Origin of the sequence: Novosphingobium sp. HII-3, assembly GCF_002916655.1 — a bacterium.
Lineage (GTDB): Bacteria > Pseudomonadota > Alphaproteobacteria > Sphingomonadales > Sphingomonadaceae > Novosphingobium > Novosphingobium panipatense.
This window is the reverse complement of sequence record NZ_PPSM01000005.1, coordinates 24,385-41,660: the sequence shown is the minus strand read 5'-3', so window position 1 is coordinate 41,660 and position 17,276 is coordinate 24,385. Positions and strand designations below refer to the sequence as shown.

General features: G+C 66.3%; 14 protein-coding genes and 1 tRNA gene. 9 read left to right on the top strand and 6 right to left on the bottom strand.

Features of this window, described 5'->3' with window-relative positions:
- Positions 1-109: 109 nt before the first annotated feature.
- From ptsP to tilS, 4 genes are all read left to right on the top strand, one after another.
- Positions 110-2,386 carry a phosphoenolpyruvate--protein phosphotransferase gene (ptsP, locus tag C2R25_RS00900; RefSeq protein ID WP_103727423.1) on the top strand — a complete coding sequence of 759 codons (2,277 nt, stop codon included), beginning with the start codon at positions 110-112 and terminating at the stop codon, positions 2,384-2,386.
- A gap of 169 nt (positions 2,387-2,555) precedes the next feature.
- Positions 2,556-3,512, top strand: a complete 957-nt coding sequence (locus tag C2R25_RS00895) for a helix-turn-helix domain-containing protein (protein ID WP_103727422.1) — start codon at positions 2,556-2,558, stop codon at positions 3,510-3,512.
- A gap of 147 nt (positions 3,513-3,659) precedes the next feature.
- Positions 3,660-4,613, top strand: a complete 954-nt coding sequence (locus tag C2R25_RS00890) for a hypothetical protein (protein WP_103727421.1) — start codon at positions 3,660-3,662, stop codon at positions 4,611-4,613.
- On the top strand, positions 4,594-5,580 hold the full coding sequence (gene tilS, locus C2R25_RS00885; protein ID WP_103727420.1) for a tRNA lysidine(34) synthetase TilS: 987 nt from the start codon (positions 4,594-4,596) through the stop codon (positions 5,578-5,580). Before C2R25_RS00890 ends, tilS begins: the two co-directional genes overlap by 20 nt.
- Positions 5,581-5,586: 6 nt before the next feature.
- Here tilS and C2R25_RS00880 read toward each other — a convergent pair whose 3' ends face one another.
- Together C2R25_RS00880 and C2R25_RS00875 are read right to left on the bottom strand one after the other, a co-directional pair.
- Positions 5,587-6,234 carry a L,D-transpeptidase family protein gene (locus C2R25_RS00880; protein WP_103727419.1) on the bottom strand — a complete coding sequence of 216 codons (648 nt, stop codon included), beginning with the start codon at positions 6,232-6,234 and terminating at the stop codon, positions 5,587-5,589.
- Between the two features lie 95 nt (positions 6,235-6,329).
- Positions 6,330-6,938: a TetR/AcrR family transcriptional regulator gene (locus C2R25_RS00875; protein WP_199183729.1), complete on the bottom strand. Its 609-nt coding sequence runs from the start codon at positions 6,936-6,938 to the stop codon at positions 6,330-6,332.
- Positions 6,939-7,074: 136 nt separating this feature from the next.
- Here C2R25_RS00875 and C2R25_RS00870 point away from each other — a divergent pair, with 136 nt between their 5' ends.
- From C2R25_RS00870 to C2R25_RS00860, 3 genes are all read left to right on the top strand, one after another.
- Positions 7,075-9,447, top strand: a complete 2,373-nt coding sequence (locus tag C2R25_RS00870; RefSeq protein ID WP_103727471.1) for a TonB-dependent receptor — start codon at positions 7,075-7,077, stop codon at positions 9,445-9,447.
- Between the two features lie 22 nt (positions 9,448-9,469).
- On the top strand, positions 9,470-10,336 hold the full coding sequence (locus C2R25_RS00865; RefSeq protein WP_103727417.1) for an alpha/beta fold hydrolase: 867 nt from the start codon (positions 9,470-9,472) through the stop codon (positions 10,334-10,336).
- 113 nt (positions 10,337-10,449) lie between these two features.
- Complete coding sequence (locus tag C2R25_RS00860) at positions 10,450-11,739, top strand: MFS transporter (protein ID WP_103727470.1); 1,290 nt, start codon at positions 10,450-10,452, stop codon at positions 11,737-11,739.
- A gap of 40 nt (positions 11,740-11,779) precedes the next feature.
- On the opposite strand, the gene C2R25_RS00855 is transcribed toward C2R25_RS00860, so the two are convergent.
- From C2R25_RS00855 to C2R25_RS00845, 3 genes are all read right to left on the bottom strand, one after another.
- Positions 11,780-11,855: transfer RNA gene (locus tag C2R25_RS00855), tRNA-Thr, on the bottom strand.
- 98 nt (positions 11,856-11,953) lie between these two features.
- A complete protein-coding gene (locus tag C2R25_RS00850; protein ID WP_103727416.1) occupies positions 11,954-12,847 on the bottom strand; it encodes a hypothetical protein in 894 nt (297 codons plus the stop codon).
- 34 nt (positions 12,848-12,881) lie between these two features.
- A complete protein-coding gene (locus C2R25_RS00845) occupies positions 12,882-14,204 on the bottom strand; it encodes a replication-associated recombination protein A (protein ID WP_103727415.1) in 1,323 nt (440 codons plus the stop codon).
- Positions 14,205-14,282: 78 nt separating this feature from the next.
- Here C2R25_RS00845 and C2R25_RS00840 point away from each other — a divergent pair, with 78 nt between their 5' ends.
- Positions 14,283-14,717, top strand: coding sequence for a hypothetical protein (locus tag C2R25_RS00840; protein ID WP_103727414.1), 435 nt, complete (start codon positions 14,283-14,285; stop codon positions 14,715-14,717).
- A gap of 66 nt (positions 14,718-14,783) precedes the next feature.
- The gene (locus C2R25_RS00835; RefSeq protein WP_103727413.1) at positions 14,784-15,611 is read left to right on the top strand and encodes a sugar phosphate isomerase/epimerase; all 828 of its coding nucleotides are present in this window, start codon (positions 14,784-14,786) and stop codon (positions 15,609-15,611) included.
- A gap of 3 nt (positions 15,612-15,614) precedes the next feature.
- On the opposite strand, the gene C2R25_RS00830 is transcribed toward C2R25_RS00835, so the two are convergent.
- Positions 15,615-17,198, bottom strand: a complete 1,584-nt coding sequence (locus C2R25_RS00830; RefSeq protein WP_103727412.1) for a GMC family oxidoreductase — start codon at positions 17,196-17,198, stop codon at positions 15,615-15,617.
- Positions 17,199-17,276 lie beyond the last annotated feature (78 nt).

Genomic DNA, 17,276 nt, shown 5'->3' with positions numbered 1-17,276 from the left:
CGCAGAAATCGGGCCGGTTGGCTGGCATGACGCCAGTTTAATCCAACCAAGTCGCATCGGCGGCATCCGCTGCGTTCCCAAAGCGAAGACTTTGCGGTACGCCTCGGCGATGACCAGCGGAGCCGTCGAAGCAGCCCGAACCATTCTCACGCGCCTTCATGAGGTGATGGCGTCGCGCAGCAACGCGCAAACCAAGCTCAACAACGTCGTGGAAGTGATCGGCGAATCGCTGAACAGCGAGGTCTGCTCGATCTACCTGCTGCGCGAAGGCATGCTTGAGCTGTTTGCGACTCGCGGCCTGGCGCAGGAGGCCGTCCACGTCACGCGAATGGCCATAGGCGAAGGGCTCGTCGGCACTATTGCCGATCGCATTGAAACGCTGAACCTGGCCGAAGCGGCTGCGCACCCTGACTTCATGTACCGGCCCGAAACGGGCGAGGACAAGTTCCACTCCTTCGCCGGCGTACCGATCGTGCGGCGCGAGCGCGCGGTGGGTGCCCTGTGCGTCCAGCACGTCGAGCCGCGCCGTTACGAAGAGGTTGAGATCGAAGCGCTGCAGACGGTGGCGATGGTGCTTTCCGAACTCATCGTGAACGCCGACCTCATCGATGAGGAGGATGCCCGCGCCCTGTCCGCCGCGCAGACCGGGCCGGAGCAGCTTCGTGGTCTCACTCTTGTAAAGGGGCTCGCATCCGGCGTCGCTGTCTACCACCAGCCGCGCGTTACGATCGAACATGTCGTTGCAGAGGACACCGAGGCGGAGCGCCAGCGCGTGATTCTCGCCTTCGAGCGCATGCGCGAGCAGATCGACCGGATGGCCAACCAGGCGGAATTCGGCGTCGGGGGCGAGCATGAGGAAGTGCTCGAGACGTACCGGATGTTCGCCTACGATGAGGGGTGGACGCGCCGGATCAACGAGGCCATCGATTCAGGGCTGACGGCCGAAGCCGCAATAGAGCGTGTGCAACAGCGCACCCGCATGCGCATGCGCCAGATCGACGACCCCCTCTTGGCCGACCGCATGCACGATCTGGAGGATCTTGCAAACCGTCTCCTGCGGATTGTCTCCGGCCAGATCGGCACGGCCGCCACGATGGGGCTGCGCAACGATGCGATCCTCATCGCCCGCAATCTCGGCCCGGCCGAACTTCTCGAATACGATCGGCGGCGCCTGAAGGGCGTGATCCTCGAGGAAGGATCGCTCACCAGCCACGTGGTCATCGTCGCACGCGCGATGGGTGTTCCGGTGCTCGGCCGGGTGCGCGGGTTGCGCGGTGTCGTGCGCGAAGGCGACCCCCTGTTGCTCGACGCCGATCAGGGCACGGCGATCGTGCGTCCGTCCACCGGCATCTCCGAGGCCTTCGCGGCGCGCTTCGCCCGAAACCGGGAGCGTCAGGCCATCTACGCCGGCATGCGCGACGTCCAGCCGATGACCCGCGACGGCACACGCGTCAAGGTCATGATCAACGCCGGGCTCCGGGACGACGTGGCCAACCTGAACCTCACCGGCGCCGACGGCATCGGCCTGTTCCGGACCGAATTCCAGTTCCTTGTCTCCGCCACGCTTCCCCAGCGCGAGAAGCAGACACGGCTTTATCGCGACGTCATGGACGCGGCCGGGGATCGTCCGGTCATCTTCCGTACCGTTGACATCGGCGGGGACAAGACGCTGCCTTACCTGCGCCACGACGATGGCGAGGGGGAGGAGAACCCGGCCATGGGCTGGCGCGCGCTGCGCGTGGCGCTGGAACGCGATGCGCTCCTCAAGGCACAGGCGCGCGCGCTTCTTGAAGCTGCGGCGGGCCGTCCTCTCAACGTCATGTTCCCTATGGTCGCCGAGCCCTGGGAATTCGATGCGGCCAAGGCCGTGTTCGACCAGCAGCTCGCGTATCTGCGGCGGCAGAAGAAGGCTCTGCCCGAGGCGATCCGCTATGGCGTGATGCTGGAGGTGCCCTCGCTGGCGGAGCAGCTTGACCTGCTGGCGCCGAAGATCGCGTTCCTGTCGATCGGCACGAACGACCTGACGCAGTTTCTCTTCGCCGCCGACCGATCGAACCCGAAGCTGGCGGAGCGGTACGACTGGCTGAGTCCCGCGATCCTCCGCTTCGTTCGCCGCGTCGTGCGGACACTGGAAGGGACGTCGGTCGACATCAGCGTCTGCGGGGAAATGGGCGGCCGGCGGCTTGAGGCGCTTGCCCTGCTCGGTCTCGGCGTGCGGCGCCTGTCGATCACCCCGGCGGCGGTAGGACCGATCAAGGAACTCGTCGGCAAAGTGGATCTCAGTGAGATCAGCGCCGCGATGGACGACTGGCTGGCGGCCCCGCCTGCGGACCTGCGCGGCGCCATTACCGCGTGGGCGGCGGATCGGGACATTTCGGTCGACTGAGAACGGGAACAGGGCGCGGCACCGTTCGCGCCCTGTTCGCGCCTGCTTTCGTCTCCTGAGGGATTTGCCCTATTAATTTGGCCGGAAAGGCGGCCGCTCATTGACTTTGCGGCGCTGCACGGTTTGGTTAGGGCCATCAAAGGTTGCCTTCACCACCCGACGGAGCGGAATGGAAAACGTCGAAACCCAAGGTCTTGCTCGTGGGCCACAAAGCGTAGGAAAGCAGCTTCGTGCGGCCCGTGAGGCTGCCGGCAAGACGCGTTCCGACATCGCAACGCACACCAAGATCGCGGAGCGTCATCTGGCCGCGCTGGAAGACGATCGCCTGGGAGACCTCGCGGCCCGCACGTACGCGGTCGGCTTTGCGCGCGCCTATGCCCGCGCCGTGGGGCTGGACGAGCGCCAGATTGCGGCAAAGGTCCGCGAACAGCTCGATCAGGATACGCCGGACCGCCCCCAAACGCCGCCGAGCTTCGAACCCGGCGACCCGGCCCGTGTGCCGACCCGCCGCGTTGCCTGGGGTGCGGCGCTGGGGGTTGTCGCCGTTGTGGTCGTGCTGCTGGTGTTCTGGAGCAATTACCTTTCGCCCGAAGGTGAACTGCCCGAGCTTGTGGCCGAAAAGACCGCTACGCCTGCCAACCGCTCAGCGGCACGGGCTGTGCCCTCGCCACAGGCTGCGGCATCGACGGGACCGGTGGTGCTCACGGCGACGGGCGATCGGGTGTGGGTGAAGGTCACTGACGCGAACGGTGCCCAGGTGCTGCAGAAGGAGCTCGCCAAGGGCGAAAGCTGGGCCGCACCGGGCGAAGTGGCGGGCCTTGAACTGCGCACCGGGCGTCCGGACGCGCTGCAGATCACCGTTGGGGGCAAGGCCATTCCCCCGCTTGCGACCGAACCGCGTGTCGTATCCGGCGTGTCGCTTGCCGCAGCCGATCTGCTGGCACGCGGCAATCCGGCTGCCGTCCCGTCGCAGGGCGCTACGCCGGCGGCATCACCCGGTCCTGTGGCGGCCGCCCCGGCCGTCCCCGTCGCCGTCGCCGAGCGGCCTGTTCGTCGGCGGAACCCGGCGCACCAGCCTGCAGAGGCGCCGACGCCGGAGTCCCTTCTGCCCGCATCGGTGCAGTAGGCTTTCCACGATTTTCGAGGTCCGCCCTCCTCGACAGGCCTGTCTGACTTGGGCAACACCGGCAGGGCGATTGGTTAATCCATTGTGCAGATCGCGCCGATATACGGCAGGCGATCACTTGTGGGTTGGTTGGGAGTTGATTTGGCGATGATACGTTCTCTTGCTGCAGTAGGCTGGCGTGCTGGACGTGAGGCCCGATGGCTTGCCTGCACGGCGATGGTGGTCCTGGCAACTGTCGGTGCGGGCCCCGCGCTTGCCCAGGATGCCAACACCAGCGCTCGGCTCAACAAGGTCGAAGCGGAAGTGCGCGCCCTGCAGCGCAAGGTATTCCCCGGTGCCGACGGGAAGTATTTCGAGCCGCAGATCAGCACCGCTCCCACTCCGACGCCTTCGGTCGGTTCGCCGTCCACTACGCCGCTTACCGACGTGCTGACGCGCATGGAAGCGGTGGAAGCCCAGATGGCCCGCCTTACCGCGCAGGTGGAGCAGAACACCAACCGCATCAGCCAGCTTGAAGCGAAGCTGGTGGCGGCTAATCCTGCCCCTGCGGAGGTAATCGGTGCCCCGGCACCCGCACCCGTCGGCGCTCCGACGACGCTGCCGGTGGCGACCACGCCGCAGCCGCTGGCTCCGGTGGCAACGCCGCGCCCCGCCGCGCCGTCGAACTCGCGGATCGAGGCCGTGAAGGCGATCGTGAAGCCGCAGACCGCCGACGCGGGCGATGATGAGTACAGCTACGGCTTTCGGCTATGGGAAGCGAAGTTCTACCCGGAAGCGCAGCAGCAGCTGAAGCTGTTCCTGGAGAAGTACCCCAAGCACGCACGTGCCAGCTTCGGCCGCAACCTGCTGGGTCGCGCCTATCTGGACGATGGCAACGCGGGAGAGGCGGCGAAATGGTTCCTGCAGAACTTCCAGGCCGACAAGCGCGGGGACCGCGCTCCCGATAGCCTGCTCTACCTCGCCGTGTCGATGAAGCAGCTCAAGGATACGAAGCGCGCCTGCATCGCCCTTGCCGAATTCAGCGAGACTTATCCCGCCGAAGCCGCTGGGCGCCTGGCATCGACCTACAACACCACGCGCAATGGACTCACCTGCAACTGACGGGCTAGGCGCCGCGGCAGACCGCTTCCGGCTCAGCCTTTCGTCAGTCTGGCCCGAGGGAGCGGAGGAAGGGGCGAAGCTGGGCCTGGCGGTCTCCGGCGGCCCTGACAGTCTGGCGCTCCTGCTGCTTGCGCACGCGGTCGTGCCGGGCCGCGTGGAAGTGGCGACGGTGGACCATGCGCTGCGGCCGGAGAGCGCGGCGGAAGCGGCTGAGGTGGCGGCGGTCTGCGGTGAACGAGGCATCGCTCACGAAACACTGCGGGTCGAAGTGGCGCCCGGGAACGTCCAGGCCGAAGCGCGCGCCGTGCGCTACGCCGCAATGGCGGACTGGGCTTCGCGGCGCGGCCTGTGCGCACTGGCGACCGCGCACCACGCGGACGATCAGGCCGAAACCCTGCTCATGCGCCTTAACCGGGCGAGCGGCGTGGCAGGACTGGCGGGTGCGCGGGCGCGGGGCACCGTACCGGGGGCTCGCCTGCTTCTTCTTCGTCCGGTGTTGGACTGGCGTCGGGCGGAACTGGCCGAAGTTGTCACGGCAGCAGGCCTTGTCGCGGCGGACGATCCCAGCAACGCCAACGATCGCTTCGATCGCGTGCGCATCCGCAAGGCGCTGGCGCAGTCGGAGTGGCTGGACGTGGATGCCCTCGCGCGGAGCGCTGCGCATATCGCCGAAGCGGACGCCGCGCTCGAGTGGATGGCGGCGCTGGAGTGGCGCTCGTGCGTGAAGCCGGAGCCCATGGGCCTGAGGTACCGCCCTCAGGCGCCGCGTGCCGTCGTGATTCGCGTGGTCGCCCGGATCGTTGCCGAACTGGATAGTGCCGAAGCGCGGGGCGGAGCCATCGCCCGGCTGGTGGACGGTCTGTCGAGCGGGCGGCCCGCGTCCATCGGCAACCTGGTGGCTCGGCCGAACGCCGGCGGGTGGAGCTTCTCTCGTGCTCCGGCCCGGGCTCCGAGAAGGCAGGGCTGAGGCAGCTTATCCGCCGAGGAGATTGTCGCCCACGGTAATCCGCTTGCCGCGTGTGATGTAAACCTTGTCGCCCAGCTTCGTCGTGTCGAACACCTTGGCGGCGAAGGCGTTGGGCATACCCACGCAGCCATGGCTGGCATAACCGAGCGCCACGTCGGAGCCGTGCAGGCTGATCCCGTCGTTGGTCAGGCGTTGCATGAAGGGCATGGGCGCACCGGTATAGATGTTCGACACGTGGTCGCGGTCCTTCTCAGTGATGGGAAAGACGCCCAGCGGTGTCGGCTTCTCATCGGTTCCGAGGAGGACGGCAGCCGCACCAATTTCATACCCGCCGCGAAAGACCGAGATCACCCGCGCGTCCAGATCCACGGTGAGCACGATCGGACCGTCCGGCGCGTCCGCATCGTTCCAGTGCCACTCTCCGTACCGGATCGGACCCTTGATGGGCAGGACACGCCTTATGACGAAGGGCTCTTCTTCGGTGGGCGCGGGTGCAGGGGCGAACTGGGGCGCGGGGGCGGCCTGCTGACGGGGCGCGGACGGCGCGAAAGGCGGAGCCTGTTCGGATGAGCCCGAGGACGCGGAGGCAAAGAGCACGGCGGCGATGGTACCCGCTGCGATGAACCCGGAGGCGAGGAAAAGGCGCGCGTTCAACTTCTACAACCCAGACAATGGCACCGTTATTCCTGGCAGCCACTCGTTAGTATCACGTAAAGCGTCGGGCCGGAGGATCGTGCCCGATTTTTCGCTTAGGGACGTTTGACTATCCCCTCGCGCAGGATTGAATTGGCCAGTTCAGCGATGTGTTCCGGCGGCTCGTCATCCCAGACCGCGTAACGCAGACCGAGGAACACGTTCATGCCCATGATGGCCCATGCGTGCGCTTCTCCCAGATCCTCGCGAAGATCGCCCTTTACAATGCCGTCTGCAAGGCGCTCGTGGATTCGCGTCGCGGTGGACTGGTAATGCTGGCGGAAGCTTGCGGGATCGACGAATTCGCACTCGTCGATGATGCGGTAGATTTCCTTGTGCTCCGCCGCAAACCGCAGGAAGCCTACGAGCGACGCCCGCTCCGTTTCCAGTGCGGGAAGATCCCGGCTGCGGGCGCTTCGCGCCGCTTCGCGCACCTTGCCTGACAGATCATCGACGAGCGCCCGGAAGATCTCGTCCTTTGAATTGAAGTAGGTGTAGAAGCTGCCCAGCGCAGTGCCCGCGCGCCGGGTGATGCCGGTGATGGACGCCTCGTGAAACCCGCGCTCCCCGAATTCGACGGCCGCCGCGTCCAGCAGCTTGCGCAATGTCCGCCGACCGCGCTCCGTCCTCGGCGACTTGTTTGCCGCAGCTGCATCAGGAGGGATTCGGGAGGACGGCTCTGTGGTCACCCGGCCACAGCTAGACCGGGGATCAAGCGAAGGCAAATTTTCAAAGTTGAAAGTTGGTTCAGGTGTCAATATAGCTGTGCGCCAAGAACGAAAAGCAATGGGAGTGATTGTGATGCCAAAGGCGCGCTTTTTCGCGATTTCTTCGAGTGTGCTGGCGCTGTCCGGTGGCTTTGGCGCAGCGCCCACGATGGCCCAGGACGCCGCACCCGCGGCTGAAACGGCGGCCCAGGCTGGCGACATTATCGTCACCGCGCGGCGACGGGAGGAGCGTCTTGTCGATGTCCCGATCTCGGTTTCGACCTTCAGCGGCGACCAGCTCGAGAAGTCGGGCGCGCTCGACATCACGGACATCGCCAACGTGTCCCCGAACGTGACGCTGGAACCCTCCCGAGGTACGAACTCCACTCTCTCGGCATTCATCCGCGGCGTGGGGCAGCAGGATCCGGTCTCCGGGTTTGAGCAGGGTGTCGGCATCTACCTTGATGACGTGTACCTCAACCGCCCGCAGGCCGCTGTTCTGGACATCTACGACGTCGAGCGGATTGAGGTGCTGCGCGGGCCGCAGGGCACGCTCTACGGACGCAATACCATCGGCGGCGCGGTCAAGTACGTGACCAGGCAACTGCCCCAGGACTTCGCATTCCGGATTCGCGGCACCTACGGCAGCTACGACCAGGCCGACCTCGTCGCGACCGCGTCGGCGCCGGTCAGCGAACTGATCCGCGTGGGCGGTTCGGTCGCGCGCCTGTCGCGGGGCGGCTTCGGCAAGAACCTGACCACGGGCGAGGACAACTACAACAAGGATATCTGGGCAGGGCGGGCCAGCGTCGATATCGGCGGCTATGGCGAACCTGTGCTGATCCGCATCTCCGGCGACTATACCAAGGACAAGTCGAACGCGCGCGGTGGCCATCGCCTGATACCAGGCTATGTCTCGGGCGCCCCGGTGCTGAGTGACGTCTATGACACGCGCGGCGGCCTCAACGATCCGAGGCAGGAAGTCGAGGCCTACGGCTTTGCCATAAACGCCAGCGCCGACCTCACCGATCAGCTGACGTTCCGGTCCATCAGCTCCTGGCGCAAGGACGACAGCGCTTCACCCATCGACTTCGACGCGCTTCCCGCCGTCGACGTCGATGTTCCGGCCTATTACCGCAACGAGCAGATCAGCCAGGAATTCCAACTGCTCTACGACGACGGCGGCATGGTTCAGGGCCTGATCGGCGCCTACTACCTCAATGCCAACGCCGACACCCAGTTCGACACGCGGCTCTTCACCGCCCTCAATGGTCTGACCGCCTTTACGCAGGCCGATGTCGATACCGAGACTTTTGCAGTTTTCGGTGATTTCACGGTCGACTTCAGCGAGCGGCTCAGCCTGTCGGTCGGCGGCCGGTACACGTGGGATGAGCGCAAGGCCGAGATCCTGCGGCAGAACTACCTCGGCGGCGGTTCTCCGGTCTTCGGCGGCGCGGGCCTTGCGCTCGGGGCTCCAAGCACGAACTTCTCAGGCAAGGCCACCTTCAAGAAGTTCACGCCGCGCGCCTCGATCAGCTTCAAGCCGACGCCCGATCACAACATCTACGCAAGCTTCAGCCAGGGCTTCAAGGGCGGTGGGTTCGACCCGCGCGGCGTGGGTGTCAACGCTCCGTCGGCGACACCCGGTGCGCCGACCAGCGCCGAAATCGCCGACTACCTCAGCTTCGAACCGGAGACGGTCGACAGCTACGAGATCGGCTACAAGGGCAACCTGTTCGACGGCGCCCTTTATCTCGCCGCCGCCGGATTCTACATGGACTACAAGGACGTCCAGATCCCCGGCTCCGCAGGCTGCACGGTAGGCGGGATTCCGACGTTCTGCGGCATCATCACCAATGCCGGCAAGGCGCGCTTCAAGGGCGTGGAACTCGAAGCGAATGCCCGGCTGGCGCAGGACCTGATGACCGGTGGCGACAGGCTGAGCCTTTCGGGCGCGCTCGGCTACATCGATGCCGAGTACCGCGAATACATCGCGAACATTCCGATCGACCCGGCCGTTCCGTCGATCACCCAGCCCACCGACGTGGCCGAGTACCGCAAGGTTCAGAACACGCCCAAGTGGACCGTCAGCGGTACGCTCGCCTACTCCACGCCCATCGGAGAGGGCGACCTCGATCTGAGCGCGACATATGCCTACCGCAGCAAGACCTATCAGTTCGAGATCCCCAATCCCTACCTGGACCAGAAGGGTTTCGGTCTGTTCGACGCCAGCCTGGTCTACACCGCGCCGGAAGGCCGCTGGAGCCTGGGCGTGCATGGCAAGAACCTGTTCGACAAGCGCTACAAGACGTCGGGCTACACCTTCCTGGCCGCCGACCCGCGCACCGGCGAACTGGCGACGCGGCCGAATGGTCAATTCGTACCGACGCTCGGCACCGAAGGTATCCTGACCGCCTACTACGGCAACCCGCGTCAGATCTTCGCCACGGCAACCCTGGCCTTCTGACGTCACAGGGGAGATGCACAGGATGGAGTACCATGTCCACCGCTACCGCAGCGCCTGCGGGCGCCTTGAACTTGCCGCACGTGACTATGCGGCGGCGGAGGGCGCGCCGGTGCTGCTGCTGATGCATGGCCTCACCCGCAACAGTGCGGACTTCGAGCCCTTGGTGGCGGGTCTGGCCGGTCGTTACCGGATGATCGTGCCGGACCAGCGGGGGCGCGGGCTGTCGCAGTGGGATCCTGATCCCGACCGCTATCGCCCGGATGTCTACGCGCAGGACATGCTGGCGCTTCTCGACGGGCTGGAGATCAGGCAGGCGGGGCTGGTGGGAACGTCCATGGGCGGGCTCATGGCGATGGTCATGAACGCGCTTCGTCCCGGACTGGCGCGTGCAATCGTCTTCAATGACATCGGCCCGGTGCTGGACCCTGCCGGGCTTGCCCGCATCCAGTCCTATGTGGGTCCTGGCGGGGCGATGGCCGACTGGGCCGAAGCCGCCGCCCGCACCCAGGCCATCAACGAAGCAGCTTTCCCCGATTACGAAGACGAGCAGTGGCTTGCCTTCGCCCGCCGCATCGCGAAGGACGATGACGCCGGGGGCATCGTCTTCGCCTACGATCCGGCCATATCCCAGAGCATCGCCGGAGACGATCCGCAGACGGTGCCGCCCGACCTGTGGCCTCTGTGGGATCTGCTGGATACGGTGCCCGCGCTGGTCGTCCGGGGGGCTCTCTCGGACCTGCTGGCAGCTGCGACAGTGGAGGAGATGGCGCGGCGCCACTCCGGCCCCTTTTTCGCTGTCGAGGTGCCACGGGTCGGGCATGCGCCCATCCTTGACGAGCCGGTCGCCTTCGCTGCCATCGACGCCTTTCTCCAGCAGCACATGGCTTGACCCAGGCGCGGGGTCCTGCGCACCGGGAGGACGCGGCGGGCGCGGGCCATCCCGCAGGAGTTCCGCTCACTGCGGCCGCCCCGCCGCGCGGAAGCGACAAGAAGGCAGACATGATGCAGCAATCCGAACGCGCCTCAGATACGCAGACAGCACAGGGGGCCTCACCGAAGCTCGTGCTGGGCATGCTGCTGCTGGTCTACGTGTTCAACTTCGTGGACCGGCAGATACTGTCCATCCTCGCGGCTCCAATCCAGGCTGATCTCGGTCTGACGGATGCGCAAATGGGCATGCTGGGCGGTCTTGCCTTCGCGATCCTCTATTCTACGCTGGGGGTGCCGCTCGCCTGGATCGCGGACCGGACTAGCCGGTCCTGGGTCATCACCGGGTCGCTGGTGGTGTGGAGCCTTTTCACGGCTGCCTGCGCCATGGCGCAGGGCTTCTGGCACATCTTCCTCGCGCGGCTGGGCGTCGGGGTGGGAGAGGCCGGCGGCGTGGCGCCAAGCTATGCCGTGATCGGCGATCACTTCCCCAGCCATCGACGGGCGTTCGCGCTTTCCATCTACGCCCTTGGCATCCCCCTTGGCTCCGCAGCCGGGGTGATGGCCGGTGGGTATGTCGCCCAGGCTGTCGACTGGCGGATGGCCTTCCTTGTCGTCGGACTCTGCGGAGTGGTGATCGCGCCCTTGTTCAAGATGGTGGTCAAGGATCGGCCCCGGCCTCAGTCCGGACCTACGGTGCGCTTCGCCGATGTCGCGGCGACGCTCGCGCGCAAACCTTCATTCTGGCTGTTCAGCTTCGGCGCTGCGTCCAGTTCCATGCTGGGATACGGCGTGGCCTTCTGGCTGCCCAGCCTGCTGCAGCGCAGCTTCGGGCTGACTCTTGTCGAGACGTCCTGGTTCTTCGGCGCCATCCTTCTTCTGGGCGGTACGGTGGGTGTTCTCGGCGGCGGCGCTCTTGCGGATCGCTTCGGGAAGGGCGACCGCGCCTGGTACGGCCGCGTACCGGCGATCGGTTTCGTCTGCGCGGTCCCGTTCTACGCGGGTGGCATCTGGACCTCGAGCGTGCCCGTCGCTTTCGTGCTGTTCCTGCTGCCGCAGGCCCTGGCCTATTTCTGGCTTGGCCCGGTGACCAGCGCCGTGCAGCATCTGGTGGATCCGCCCGCCCGTGCCACCGCTTCGGCGCTTTTTCTGCTGATCAACAACCTGATCGGCCTTGGCGGGGGCATTTACGCGCTGGGGGCGCTTTCCACGGCGTTGCAGCCCGTCTGGGGCACGCAATCGCTGCGCTACTCCATGCTCTTCGCTCTGGTCCTCTACCTCGTGGCAGCCCTGCTGATGACATTGGCGGGACCAAGGCTCCGCACCGACTGGGTAGACGAGGCGCCACCCCGGCAGCCCGCTTGAGCTATGGTCAGGCGCAGGTAGGCGCGGGGGAGGACGAAAATGGTGCCGGCTACAGGATTCGAACCCGTGGCCCCCTGATTACAAATCAGGTGCTCTACCAACTGAGCTAAGCCGGCGGTGCTTTACAGTACGTCTGCGGCCCTTAACGCGACGAAGGGGCGGCGGTAAAGCCAAATCGAACGTGGCCTGTATCCGGGACGTCGCCGCTCCCCGATCAGGCCGCGCCGAAAGTCCACCCTTCCGTGATAGCAAGCTCGCGATCGAGCTCGGCCGGGCGCCACAGGTGCGGTCGGTGCGCTGCCACGCGCAGCCAGGCCGCGGTCACGATCGCGTCGGCGCTGTGATCATCGATGCGGCCCATTCCGTCCGCACGTTTCGATCCGAGCCGTTGGAGGGCCGCATTGACCTCGCAGTAGTCGGTCATCTTCGCACGGCCCACGCTTCGTCCGGCCTCAAGGGCTGCGAGCGAGGTGTAGATTTCCGTCACCACCGACCCGGTGTCCGGAACGGGATCGACCGGCCAGACGGGGAGCCGCCCGCGCAGACGGTGGAGCAGCCGCATCCCCGTGAGACTGGACTTGCCTACTTGCGCGGCGCCCACGAGGTTGAAGTTCGAATAGGGGCGGCAGCCCGCTCGTGCCTGGGCTTCTTCCGTCACGCGCATGCGTCCGCGCCGGTGAACGGCGCCTGGAAGGTGAAACAGCGCGCCTTCTCGCCCGCCATGCCGCCGGAAGTAAGCGCTCGCCGCCTCGTGATCGACGAAGCTGCTTGCGGAGAGATGAGGGTCATCGGCGCAGATTGCGTCAACCAGCGCCCAGAGCGCGGGCGCGTCGGCAGGGCTGTCAGACCAGCCGGGAAAGAAGGCGCCGCCATCCCGGAACGGCAGGGAGAGCCCCAGGTCGAGGCCCACCAGGGTCTCGGCAGGCAGGCGGTGAAGGAGGAAATCGAGGACATCCTGCCGGGACCAGACATCGTGCGATGGCGGGCGCAACAGGCAGGGAGCCTCGTCTCCGCTTGCGCACAGGGCTACGGCGATGCCTTTCTGCCGTTCCCCGACGGCGCCCGACCAGTCGACGGCAAGGAAATGCCGGAAACGCGGCTCCGTCATGAAGCCGGGAATGGGGCTGCAGGTGGCGCCCGCATCACTCGCCGCGCCGCTCGGCCCGCTTCTTGTCCCACCATTCTATCCGCTTCCTGACTTCGCGTTCGAAGCCCCGTTCCACCGGCTCATAGTACGTCTGCGGTGGCATGCCCTCAGGCCAGTAGTTGTCACCTGAAAAGCCATCGGGGGCATCATGGTCGTAGGCGTAGTCCTTGCCGTAGCCGATCTCCTTCATCAGCTTGGTGGGGGCATTCAGGATATTGGCGGGAGGATTGAGCGACCCTGTTTCCCTCGCGCTCTTCCAGGCGGCCTTGAACGCGGAATAGGCGGCGTTCGACTTGGGCGCCGTCGCCAGATAGAGGCAGGCCTGCGCGATCGCCAGTTCGCCTTCGGGCGATCCGAGGAACTCGTAGGTGTCCTTGGCGGCCAGGCACTGGACGAGCGCCTGCGGGTCGGCAAGGCCGATGTCCTCGTTCGCCATGCGTACCAGGCGGCGCAGGACGTAAAGTGGCTCTTCTCCGGCCGTCAGCATCCGCGCAAGATAGTACAGGGCGGCCTGCGGATCCGACCCACGTACCGATTTGTGCAGTGCGCTGATGAGATTGTAGTGCCCGTCGCGGTCCTTGTCGTAGACCGCTACCCGGCGCTGCAGGAAATGCCCCAGCCCACCAGGGTCGAGCGGTTCGGAAATACCGGCGGCATACAGCGTCTCCACTTGGTTGAGCAGGAAGCGCCCGTCCCCATCGGCGGAGGCCACAAGCGCGTCGCGCGCGTCCTGTGTGACAGGCAAGCGGCCTTCCAGAGCCTCGGCCTTGTCGAGCAGCGCGTTCAGCGCCTCCGGCCCAAGGCGGTGGAGGATCAGCACCTGGGCCCGGCTCAGCAGTGCCGCGTTGAGAGCGAAACTGGGGTTTTCGGTCGTGGCGCCCACAAGCGTCACGGTGCCCCGCTCAACGAAAGGAAGGAAGCCATCCTGCTGGGCGCGGTTGAAGCGGTGTATCTCGTCCACGAAAAGCAGCGTGCGTTGTCCAGCCTTCCCGGCAACATCGGCTTCGGCGAAGGCCTTCTTCAGGTCGGCCACGCCTGAGAATACCGCAGAGACCGCCGCGAAACGCATGCCCACGGCGTCCGCCAGCAGCCGCGCGATGCTGGTCTTGCCTGTGCCGGGTGGCCCCCAAAGGATCATGGAGGAAAGCCGTCCCGCAGCGACCATGCGGCCGATCGCGCCTTCCGGCCCGGTGAGGTGTTCCTGGCCAACAACCTCGGACAGGTTGCGGGGGCGGAGACGGTCCGCAAGGGGCGCGTCGTCCCGCAGCACCTCTGGTGCGGCGGCAGGGGGAAGGTCATCGGCGAAAAGGTCGGCCATGCTGCTTACTTAGTCGCTTGTGCAGCGAATTGCATCGGTTTGCGCAGAGGAGTAGGCTCGCTGCAAAGGGGACGCGGCGTGAGGAACAGCGAAAGGGCAGGAAAGCCGGGTTGGGCCTATTGGGCGATTGCGGCTGCTGCGCTTGCCTGGAATGCCCTTGGCTGCATCGACTTCACTCTCACGGCATCGCGCACTCCGGTTTACCTCGCCCAGATGAAGCCGGAGGTCATCGACTGGCTGGATAGCGCGCCGACATGGAGCATGGCGGCCTGGGCGCTGGGGGTGGGCGGCGGTGCGGCTGGCGCGCTGTTATTGCTGCTGCGGTCCCACTTTGCCCCTGTGGCCTTCGCGGCGTCGCTGACAGGGCTGGGGCTGACGCAGGCGTGGCAGGTTGCCTCCCCGATGCCGGGGGGCACGTTCGCTGCAAGCGCCATGTCGGCGCTGATCTGGATCGTTGCGATCGCTCTCCTGTGGTTCGCCTGGCGACAACGGCGCGCGGGCGTCCTGCGGTGACTCGGGCGAGGGTTCAGCTGGCGGCGTCGCGCTTCGTTTGCCCCTTCGATGAAAGGAAACGGGCCCATGCCGCATCCGTTCGGGCTTGATCAGCAGACCGTGCTGGGGCTTGACCCTGTGGCGCACGTCGGGCTGGCGGCGGACCTGGGGTGCCGTGCCGTCACGCTCGGGCTTGCCCAGAACGCTGGGGGGGAGAACCCGCACCGGTATCCGCCATGGTCCCTGCGCGAGGATGCGGTGCTTGTGCGCGAGACGAAGGCGGCGCTCCGCGACGGGGGCGTGGTCATCGCCGTGGGAACCGGGTGCGACATCTCGCAGCAGATCGATGCTTCGCAAAGAGCTGCTGACATGGACATGTTCGCGGAACTCGGGGCGGTCCGCGTCAGCGCTTCCGATATGGGCGCGGAGCGGGAGCGCGCGTTCGATCAGTTCGGCGCGCTGGCCGAAATGGCGGCGGCACGGGGCATGGAACTGTGCATCGCGTTTTCCCCGGTGCTCACGATGCGGTCTTTGCCGGATGCCCTGCAGGTTATCGCGCGGATCGGCGCGCAAGGCGGGCCGGGAAGCGCAACCACGGTGCTGATCGACGCCATGCACTTCTTTCGCTCCGGCGGGACGGTGCAGCAGGTGGCCGAGCTTGACCCGGCCCTGATTGGCCATGTCCAGCTTTGCGATGTGCCGCGACGGGGAACCGGCGACTACATGGCCGAAAGCACGTCCGGACGGATGATACCGGGGCAGGGCGAGCTTCCCCTGCGCGAATTTGTGGAAGCGCTTCCGCGGGGGCAGGTGCTGGGCCTTGACGTTCCTCTCATCGGCGCCGCGCGCAGCGGGCGGGACGTGCGCGACTATGTCGGCGAGATCCTCCGGCGAACGCGAGAGTATCTGGCCTGAACGTCAGCGCCGATCGGCCAACATCATCTCGGCGCCTTTCTCCGCGATCATCATGGTTGGCGCATTGGTGTTGCCGGACGTGATGGAGGGCATCACCGATGCATCAATCACGCGAAGCCCGTCGATGCCCGTGACGCGCAGCCTTGCGTCGACGACGGAACCCATGGCCGCCGTGCCCACCGGGTGGAAGATGGTGGTGCCGATCTCCCCGGCCGCGCGTTGCAGGTCGCCTTCACTCTCAAGGCCGGCGCCGGGGCGCACCTCCTCCGGGTGGAAGCGGGCGAGGGCAGGCTGCGCCACGATTCGCCGGGTGATGCGGATCGCCTCTGCAGCGACGCGGCGGTCTTCCTCGGTCGAGAGATAGTTGGGGCGGATGGACGGCGGTTCAGCCGGATCGGCTGCGGTGATGTGCGTGGCGCCCCGGCTTTCCGGTCGCAGGTTGCACACACTGGCGGTGAAGGCGGGATAGGGGTCCAGAGCGCCACCGAACGCCGCGAGGCTGAGCGGCTGCACGTGATATTCAAGGTTCGGCGTCGCGTAACGCGCGTGGCTGCGCGTAAAGACGCCGAGCTGGCTCGGCGCCATCGCCATCGGCCCTGTGCGGCGCAGAGCGTATTCCAGCCCGATCATTGCCTTGCCCAGCAGGTTGCCCGCCCGGGCATTGAGTGTCGCCACGCCTGACACGCGGTATGCGCAGCGCAGTTGCAGATGGTCCTGCAGGTTCGCCCCGACCTGCGGACGATGAACAACGGGCACCACGCCGAGTTGCGCAAGGTGCGCACCATCCCCGATGCCACTGCGTTCGAGGATCGCGGGCGAGCCGATGGCACCTGCCGCCAGCACGACTTCCCCCCGTGCGCGAGCCTGTCGGCTTTCGCCTGCCAGAGTGTAGGCGATGCCGATCGCGCGACCGTTCTCGACAAGGACGCGATCAACCAGCGCGCCGGTTTCCACCTTCAGGTTGCGCCGGGTGCGCACCGGCTTGAGGAAGGCATCGGCGGCGCTCCAGCGCCAGCCGCGGCGCTGCGTGACCTGAAAGAAGCCCGCCCCCTCGTTGTCGCCGGTGTTGAAGTCATGGCTATGGCGAATGCCCTGCTGCTCGCAGGCGTCACGGAACGCCTCCAGGATGTCCCAGCGAAGGCGCTGCTTTTCGACGCGGATTTCGCCGCCCTCGCCATGGTAGGCGCTGGCTCCTTCGTAGTGGTCCTCCGCGCGGGTGAAGTAGGGCAGCACGTCGTCCCAGCCCCAGCCGCTGTTTCCCGCTTGCCGCCATCCGTCGTAGTCGGCCGCCTGGCCGCGCATGTAGATCATGCCGTTGATCGAGGAGCAGCCGCCCAGCACGCGTCCGCGCGGATACTTGAGCGCCCGGCCGCCCAGACCCTCCTCGGCTTCGGTGGAAAGGCACCAGTCGGTACGCGGATTGCCGATGCAGTACAGGTAGCCCACGGGGACCCGGATCCAGATGTAGTTGTCCTTGCCGCCCGCCTCCAGCAGCAGGACGCGGTTTGCGGGATTGGCGCTGAGGCGATTGGCGAGCACGCAGCCTGCGCTTCCTCCACCCACGATGATATAGTCGAACTCTCCCATTCATCATGGGCTATGCCGCAGTCCTCAAGCTATCAAGCGGCCGCTTGGGGCAGGCCCTCCTCCGGGGCGAATGGCCGC